This is a genomic window from Dictyobacter arantiisoli (assembly GCF_008326305.1).
Lineage (GTDB): Bacteria > Chloroflexota > Ktedonobacteria > Ktedonobacterales > Ktedonobacteraceae > Dictyobacter > Dictyobacter arantiisoli.
This window is the reverse complement of the sequence record NZ_BIXY01000067.1, coordinates 31,342-39,087: the sequence shown is the minus strand read 5'-3', so window position 1 is coordinate 39,087 and position 7,746 is coordinate 31,342. Positions and strand designations below refer to the sequence as shown.

Genomic DNA, 7,746 nt, shown 5'->3' with positions numbered 1-7,746 from the left:
TCATCATCAGGAAGATACGTTATTCTAAAAGGCATAAGGAATTTTCTTTCTGGATCTATGTAACGTTTTTTTTATTATGCCAGAAAGAAACTTCCTTTTCTCGTTATTTAAGCGGTATTGCCCGTGAAGGGTGGTTCCTACTGATGGCTCCTCTCGCCTTCATTCCTCTTCATGAAGCGGTATGGTAGTGCACCCAAAAAAACGCTTTCAAGCACGCCAGGATCAGCTTATTGAAGCAGTATTGGGCTGGTCCCTGACGAAGCACTACAATTTCCTTCATGATTCTCCTTATTTTAGGGTATTGCCTGTAAAGTTGGATACTACGGGTGAAGCGGCGTTCTACATTCTCGGTATTGAAGTGGCGATGGGGAGTTGAAACTGCCAACAGAGAGGGCCCGATTGCAAGGGTTCGGGCCCTCTCTGTTGGCAGTTTCAACTAAACAAGATGTTTCCACCCAATTGGGTGGAATGGAAATTATACGCTGGTTTTGGCGCGTGCCCAGAGGACCTCCCATTCGGCTGTGCTATAGGAGGTAAGGAGACGCTCTTCTTCATGGGCAATGGCTTCCATGCTCTGGAAACGCTGCTGGAACTTGCGATTCGCCAGACGCAGGGCTTCTTCAGCATCAATCTTGAAGAAGCGCGCGAGTTTAGCAGTGATGAAGAGGAGATCCCCAATCTCTTCACGTTGTTCTTCGAGCGTTGTAGCAGCTTCAATCTCCGCCATCTCTTCTTTGATTTTGGCATACACGTCCGGCAAAGAGGTAAACTCAAAACCACTTTTTGCGACACGCTTCTGATATTCCTGCGCGACCATTAAAGCCGGTGTGGCCTGCGGCACGCGGTCAAGGATACTTTCCTGCTGGATATCAACACCGGCAGAGGCACGCTCTTGCTGCTTGATAGCATCCCAGTTCTGGACAACCTGTCCAGCATTCTCAACTTCGGCGTCGCCAAAGACATGGGGATGACGGCGGATGAGTTTGGCATTGATCTGCTCATAGACATCTCCAATGGTAAATTCGTCGGACTGACGCGCTACTTCGGCGTGCAGATAGACCTGCAAGAGGAGGTCGCCCAATTCTTCGGCCAGCTTGTCCATATTCTGTTCCTCTAACGCCTCCACAACCTCATAGGTCTCCTCAATAACATAGCGTTTGAGGGTTTCGTGTGTCTGCTGGCGATCCCAGGGGCAACCATCAGGTTCGCGGCGCAGGCGTTCGGTGATAGAGCGTAGGGTTTCGGGAGCGCGTAAGGCTGCCAGCGTACCAACCGGTGGCACATAGAGCGTGCTGAGATGATTGGCAAAGTTATTACGGTCCAGTTCATAGAGCGGCATCTCCAACACCGCTTCATCCTCGCCCACGCCAGCGGCACGCACCAGTTTAACGATCCATTCATCAGGATAAAATTCTCCCAGTGCCAGTTTGACTTCGGTCGCCAGGCGGCGATTATAGACCTGCACGACCATCAAAGGCACCGTCGGGATGACATGTCCGGCTAATTCGTCAGGACGTAAGGTGGCGAGATTGGTAGCATCAACGATCTGAGCGCCTACCTCAAAAGGGTCCAGAGAGAGCATATTACAGACAGGCTCGATAAACGAGAGTCCTGATACGATGCGGGTAGCAATACCCCGCGCGCGTGCCTGCTGCAATACCAGTTGTACCGAGGTCTCGCCGATCAATGGATGACCTGGCACCGCGTAGAGAATGGATTGCTCCTGAGCACGATCACAAATCTCGGTGGCGATCTGCTGATAGAGCATACTCCAATCCTCCGACTCATCATAGAGTCTATCGAAGGACTCAATACGTAGTTTAGGTATATCTTGTTTTAATGGCTCAACAGTAGGATGAATTATAGTACGGAAGTAAACGATTTGCTCACCCTCCGCCGCCTCAAGCAATACGCGGCGAGCCTCAAGTGTTAAATCCTGTATGCCACCTGGCCCAAGGCCAACGATAATAATTCCAGAATGCGTCATTTCAGTCATAAAAAAAGATCCTCTCTCCTTACGCTGCCTGGCTGGCAGGAGCGCATCGGTTGAGTATAATCAAGACAAATAAGAGATTGGGAAGCTCTCGACATTGTCGAATACGAATCAACATGTTATGCTATTTTTAATGATAAAATAGCAATCATTGCCTATTCATTAGAATGAGCAATATAAGGAGGTTCTAGATGGCGTCCGCTGAAAGCCAAAAACCAACCTGCCCGGTATGCAATCAGGCAGATCAAGTAAAAACAATGCAAGCAGCGTATAACACTGGAGTCACACGTTGCGCTCCACCTGACATGCCTGTACGCAATGTATCGATGATGAAAACCATCATACTCTGCGGTGTCGCACTCGGCGTTTGTATTTTTCTCATCATTACCCTGATCGGTGGTCTGGAAAGTAGCCTGCCCCAGATCGCTCAGCTGATCATTGTCGTCGTTACACTCATACTTATTGTTTCCGCCCTCGTGTCATCCTATCGAGCCTTCCAGCGTATAGTGACCGGCGACGATGAAGCAACCCTGCTCTTCCCCGCCTGGGATAAAGCAACCTCGGAATGGAAAAACCTGTATTATTGCGCTCGTAACGACGTGGTCTTTGATCCCCAGACCAATCAGACTGTCTCGGATGCTCAACTTGCAAAACTGCGTGACAGCACGAAGTTGGGGGTGACGCCAGAATTACACGCCGCAGTCCAGCACTAATAGTATCATCATCATACAATACAACACAGCAGGGGGTCGTTTATCAAACGGCCCCCTGCTTTTTTACAGGCTGCTTCTTCTGTACGGCAGTGTACAACGCGCCCTATCGCTTAATACTTCTTCTTAAGAGGACGCCGGGCAGCGGGCTTTTTCATCTTCACAGTTGTCGGAGGAACCTGGAGTTGAGCCCGTTTCTGTAAGGTAAACAGTGGTTGCTTGCCCAACAAATGCTGCTCTTTGAGACGCTTGCGTTCCATAGAACGCAGCGTACGCGCATTCGTTTTTGCTCCTTTTTTTGATTTCGCAACGGTATTTGAACGCAGGAGCGATGGACCCAGTGACGTTTTACGCTTTCGCGAGGATGTAGAGACGATTCGATCCTCTAGCAAGAAAGGTAGCACCACCTCCGCGACCAGAGGTGCAGCCATCATGGGAGCACTATGATTGGCCGGGATTACTACATCGTGCGGACCAAGATGGCGCGGACGCGCAATCAAGGCATCTCTCCCACCCCAGATAAAGAGAGTGGGAACGGGCGGAATATAGAAGGGAGCACGACCCTGCTCTGGCATTTCATATAATGAGCGTACCAACACATCAATTGGCTGAAGTTCAATCTCATCTTTCCAGATTGAAGTATACTGGTGCCGCTGCCAGTTAAAACCAAAGGCACGCACCAGACTATGGATACGCCAATCAGAGAACACCCACTGTGTCAGGGTTGGAGGATGAGGCACATCTAATAAACGGACAAATAAGGCCCAGATTTCCAGAATATAGGTTGGACAGAGGAATATAGCGTGGTTGAGGGATTGGGGATATCGCTTCGCATACGCTTCGGCAGCCCGCGTACCCGATGAATAAGCGAGCATTGCCCATTGCTCAATCCCAAGAAACTGACGAACTTCCTCTATAGCATCTGCGCACACCTGATAATAGGGTTGATTTGGGGCAACATTGGGGGAACCACCATGGCCTGGTAACTCAACCATAATCAGCTGGAAATGTGGCTTCAACAACGGGGCCAGACTTTGCCAGATTGCATAGGTGACGCCCCAACCATGAATGAGGAGGAGAGGTGATCCACTTCCTTCAAGTCGGTAACGTAGCATAAGGTTTTTCGCTTTCATCAAAGTGCCAACAGCACAGAACGATGATTTATCTATCAGATAAGGATAATATCTTTATTATAGACGCTTTTTTACTTTTACGTGGCTCTTTATCCTTCCGGGTGATTGGGAAGGGGAATAATTGCGAAGACACCCCGCTTTCACCCTACAAGACAGAGACCCTTTTATGTAATGCTTTTTAAGCGTTCAAATCAATTATCCATCTCTACAATAGAATTACGTATATGCCTCCAGTCAGGTAGTGAACAGCCAACCATTGTTACCAATAGTCATACAGGCTTTCTACCAGAATGGCTATACGGTGGAGTCGAATACGCCAACTTTCTCTATTCTATCATTCCCTACTATACCTGCCAAGCTTTTTGTCAGAACCCACAAGTTTTTTCGCACCGATAGAGCTCTGCCGACACTCGCCGTATGATGCTTGAAAGGGGTGCACACTCAAATTGGGCAAAAAATAGTAGCTCCACTGGCTCAATGGCAGATGCGAGAAGGAGCAAGAGGCTCAAAAGGGTTTATGGTAATTGAGTTACCGTACTCGTTTTCTTGATGGAGGGCCCCGGACTACCTCCACTCATCAGAGGAGGTTTATGTATAGCCTACAAGTCCGTCTTTCGCAAGAAAAAAAGAGCCAATTGGCTCCTTTACGCTATACAAAACATCAGTACATGCAGGCGTTTCATTTTTTGACTTGACGAGATCTTCCTAGAGCAGCGATCATTGGTTGCTGCTGATAGACCAAACAATGGAGCGAAACAAGGATGTCACAGTCACCATTTTCCTCCTGGCAAGCTGGATCGCTCCCAATAGGACAGTCTGCTCTCACCAACATCTCTCTAGATGAAGGTAAACAACAGGGGATTGCTGTGATCAAAAGGCGTTGGTGGACTACCATTTTCCTGGGAAGCGCGCTGGATCGGATCTTCCTCGTACCTGCTATCACAGGTCTCGATTGGAGAAGCAGCGAAGTAGGTGCAGCTCTCAGACAATACATACCGAGAATCTAATTAACGCGATGTGCAAGTTTTCTTAAGCAACCAATCGATCAAACTGAATATTTGGCAAGACAAACTTGCACATCGCGTTATATAAGTTCTCCGCAGGGACCGATTTATCGTGTCCGGTATTCCGCTTGCAGGGTTCGGCGGACACGATAAATCGGTCCCTGCGATGGTAAACAGAGCATCAGCGGCCAGCAACCTCCATCTTTTCCACCTCTGGAATGATCCTGGTTGCCAGGAGATCCAGTGGCTCCAGATCGGCAACATTAGGCATATAAACGATAGCCTGGTCAATGCCCAGCGCGGCCAGCCCTCTGAAATACTCGATGGCAGCCTCCGGTGTATAGCTGTTGTTGCGACCGTCTCTGGTGACATAGAGAGGATCCATCGTGGTTTTCTCAATCTCTGTGTAAGGGCGACCGATTGACTGGCAATGGTCGCGCAGCACATTGAGCTTGCGCTGCAATTCGTCTTTGCCCAGGCGAACGAAATTGCAGGCATCGCCGTACTGGGCCACAAAACGCAGCGTCTTGCGCTCACCTGTACCACCGATCACGATAGGTGGATGTGGCTTTTGCACGGACTGTGGCGAATTAAGCGGTCGCTCAAGTTGATAGTATTTCCCCTGATAGGGTTTCTCGTCACCTGTCCACATCTGGTGCGCAATTTGCAGCGTTTCTTCCAGACGCTCGAAACGTTCAGCCGTGGGTGGGAATGGAAGGTCCAGGCCGCGATGCTCCTCCTCAGTCCAGCCTACACCGATGCCAAAGTAGGCCCGCCCATGCGAGAGCACATCGAGCGTGGTCGCCGTCTTAACAAGCAGAGCTGGTTGACGATAGGTCACGCCGGTAACCATCGTACCCAGCTTAATGTGATTGGTAACCCCTGCTGCAAAAGCCAGTGCGCTCCAACCTTCCAGCATCTCATGCTCTGCGGGACCGTTGAGTGAGATCTGGAAGAAGTGATCCATCACCCAGAGACTATAGAAACCAGCCCGCTCAGCACGCCGCGCGATAGTTGCGAACGTATCGCCGAGTTGCCCCTGATCATCTGACCAGGTGAAGTTAGGCACATGCAATCCTACACGCATAAAAATCTCCTTTGTTATGAGCTTAGAAGAGATTGCTCAAAAAAACTGAGAAAAACGATAACAACGTTGCTTCTCAGAGAAATTTGGTTTGATCGTCATAACACTTCCTTGCGTATCATCGAACGAGCATGAGTTATCCCGAATTTTTCGGACAGGTGTTCGATCCGCTTCAATCCGCTCTACAAGCGGGGTTGCAAGGGGCGGCTAGCCCCTTGCCGGGGTTACAGGGGCGTCCCCTGTCCTTTTTCTTTTTCCTCACGCCGCCTGCGGCGGCGTGCAAAAAGGGGAAAAGAAGTATGTGGGGGCATCCCACACCCCGGCAGAAGGCTTCGTCCTCTGCACTCCCATTGTAGCGAACATTTGTTTCAAAAGTTCGGGATGACTCATGAGGCGGCTTACATTGGGAGACAAAGGCCTCTTCGCGTTAGACCTGCGCCATACCGCCATCGACTGCGAGATCCACGCCGGTGATATATGAACTTTCATCGGAAGCAAGAAACACGACGACGGCAGCGATTTCCTCGGGCTTGCCTCTGCGGCCGAGCGGAACTTGCGAGGCGAACTGAGATGCCGCCTGTTCTGCCTGTTCAACGGTAAGGCCCGCCTTCTCCAAAGCCAGCGTTTCGATTGGGCCTGGACTCATCGAATTCACACGAATCTTGCGATCCTTTAACTCCATCGTCCAGCCGCGCGCGAAGCTGCGCACGGCTGCCTTGCTAGCGGCATAGGCGGTAAAGGCTGGCACTCCCAGTACGTTTGCGTTCGAAGAGGTTAGGATGATCGAGCCGCCATCTTTGAAAAGAGGAAGAGCTTTTTGCACGGCAAAGAATAATCCCTTTACGTTGATATCGAAGATCGTGTCGAAATGAGCCTCGGTCGCCGTCGCAAGCGGCGCGACTTTCCCTCCGCCTGCGTTCGCAAAGAGAATGTCGATGTGACCATGCTTCTCTTTCACAACGGCATAGAGCCGGTCGAGATCTTCTAAGTTCGAGACGTCGCCTGCGACCGTCGTCACGTTTCTCCCGATGAAAGCTGCGGCCTCAGCCAGCTCTTTCTCTCTTCGCCCAGTGATCACGACATGCGCACCTTCTTCGACCAAGCGCTTGGCTGTGGCCAAGCCCATACCACTATTGCCGCCTGTGATGACCGCAATTTTTCCTGCTAATTTTTGTCCGTTGTTGTTGCTCATATGTTTTTTCCTTTTATCGTTGTATTTGTTGATATGGATTTAAAATTTCATTTCACCGAATTCCAACATTTACAGTTACGACAGCTAATTATCACAAAATTACGACGGAGCGATTTAATTTACACTTCGATTAGTCGAACTTGGCCACGTCTTGGAAAATGAGTTGGCCCCACGTGTTGCCCCGTGCCTGGACGAGCAGCCCGCCCTCGCCGAGCTTCCCCAACTCGATCGGCGCGAAGCCGAGCCGCTCGACGAGGGCTGCCACCGAGGCGCTCGCCGCGTCGTCGTCGCTGGCGAGAAACACGACCCGCCGCCCCCCTGGGGGGTCGTCGATCCTTGGGCCAGGACGCCTGCTGGCAGATGGTTGAAGGCCTTCACCACCTTCGCGCCCGGCAGCACCTGTGCAATGGCGGCGGTTGAGGGCAGTCCGCCCAGCTCCTCGGGTGGGACGCCAAACGCATTGGTGGCGTCGATGACGATCTTTCCTTGCCAGCTTTCGACAGCTCGCGCGATCTCCCGGTGGGCGGCGAAGGGCATGGCCAGGATGACGATGTCAGCCTTGACTGCGTCCTCTACCCGCAGGGGGATGAGTGACGGGCCAATCTGCGCTGCCAGCGCGTCCACGGGCCG

At 51.1% G+C, this 7,746-nt stretch carries 8 protein-coding genes and 1 pseudogene; 4 read left to right on the top strand and 5 right to left on the bottom strand.

Annotated features, from left to right (window positions below):
• A partial coding sequence (locus F1593_RS29050; RefSeq protein ID WP_216368924.1) for a hypothetical protein occupies nucleotides 1–188 on the top strand: 188 nt, incomplete at its 5' end.
• Complete coding sequence (locus F1593_RS19480) at nucleotides 182–376, top strand: hypothetical protein (protein ID WP_149403237.1); 195 nt, start codon at nucleotides 182–184, stop codon at nucleotides 374–376. The genes F1593_RS29050 and F1593_RS19480, both read left to right, overlap by 7 nt.
• Before the next feature lie 99 nt (nucleotides 377–475).
• Here F1593_RS19480 and yabN read toward each other — a convergent pair whose 3' ends face one another.
• Nucleotides 476–1,996: a bifunctional methyltransferase/pyrophosphohydrolase YabN gene (gene yabN, locus F1593_RS19475; protein ID WP_149403236.1), complete on the bottom strand. Its 1,521-nt coding sequence runs from the start codon at nucleotides 1,994–1,996 to the stop codon at nucleotides 476–478.
• A 188-nt stretch (nucleotides 1,997–2,184) separates the two neighbouring features.
• Between yabN and F1593_RS19470 the strand changes: the two genes are divergently transcribed.
• Nucleotides 2,185–2,706 (top strand): hypothetical protein, encoded by a 522-nt coding sequence (locus tag F1593_RS19470; RefSeq protein WP_149403235.1) that lies wholly within the window; start codon nucleotides 2,185–2,187, stop codon nucleotides 2,704–2,706.
• 110 nt (nucleotides 2,707–2,816) lie between these two features.
• On the opposite strand, the gene F1593_RS19465 is transcribed toward F1593_RS19470, so the two are convergent.
• Nucleotides 2,817–3,818 (bottom strand): alpha/beta fold hydrolase, encoded by a 1,002-nt coding sequence (locus F1593_RS19465; RefSeq protein WP_172632261.1) that lies wholly within the window; start codon nucleotides 3,816–3,818, stop codon nucleotides 2,817–2,819.
• 779 nt (nucleotides 3,819–4,597) lie between these two features.
• Here F1593_RS19465 and F1593_RS19460 point away from each other — a divergent pair.
• Nucleotides 4,598–4,843 carry a hypothetical protein gene (locus F1593_RS19460; RefSeq protein ID WP_149403233.1) on the top strand — a complete coding sequence of 82 codons (246 nt, stop codon included), beginning with the start codon at nucleotides 4,598–4,600 and terminating at the stop codon, nucleotides 4,841–4,843.
• A 178-nt stretch (nucleotides 4,844–5,021) separates the two neighbouring features.
• On the opposite strand, the gene F1593_RS19455 is transcribed toward F1593_RS19460, so the two are convergent.
• The 3 genes and pseudogenes from F1593_RS19455 to F1593_RS29895 form a co-directional block, all read right to left on the bottom strand.
• Complete coding sequence (locus tag F1593_RS19455) at nucleotides 5,022–5,927, bottom strand: LLM class F420-dependent oxidoreductase (protein ID WP_149403232.1); 906 nt, start codon at nucleotides 5,925–5,927, stop codon at nucleotides 5,022–5,024.
• A 424-nt stretch (nucleotides 5,928–6,351) separates the two neighbouring features.
• A complete protein-coding gene (locus F1593_RS19450; RefSeq protein ID WP_149403231.1) occupies nucleotides 6,352–7,116 on the bottom strand; it encodes an SDR family NAD(P)-dependent oxidoreductase in 765 nt (254 codons plus the stop codon).
• A 130-nt stretch (nucleotides 7,117–7,246) separates the two neighbouring features.
• Nucleotides 7,247–7,746: pseudogene (locus F1593_RS29895) on the bottom strand (NADPH-dependent F420 reductase); the annotation flags it as partial.

Coding starts and splice junctions, on each gene's coding strand:
- F1593_RS19480 (WP_149403237.1), top strand. CDS start 182: ATGGTAGTGCACCCAAAAAAACGCTTTCAAGCACGCCAGGATCAGCTT.
- yabN (WP_149403236.1), bottom strand. CDS start 1,996: ATGACTGAAATGACGCATTCTGGAATTATTATCGTTGGCCTTGGGCCA.
- F1593_RS19470 (WP_149403235.1), top strand. CDS start 2,185: ATGGCGTCCGCTGAAAGCCAAAAACCAACCTGCCCGGTATGCAATCAG.
- F1593_RS19465 (WP_172632261.1), bottom strand. CDS start 3,818: ATGCTACGTTACCGACTTGAAGGAAGTGGATCACCTCTCCTCCTCATT.
- F1593_RS19460 (WP_149403233.1), top strand. CDS start 4,598: ATGTCACAGTCACCATTTTCCTCCTGGCAAGCTGGATCGCTCCCAATA.
- F1593_RS19455 (WP_149403232.1), bottom strand. CDS start 5,927: ATGCGTGTAGGATTGCATGTGCCTAACTTCACCTGGTCAGATGATCAG.
- F1593_RS19450 (WP_149403231.1), bottom strand. CDS start 7,116: ATGAGCAACAACAACGGACAAAAATTAGCAGGAAAAATTGCGGTCATC.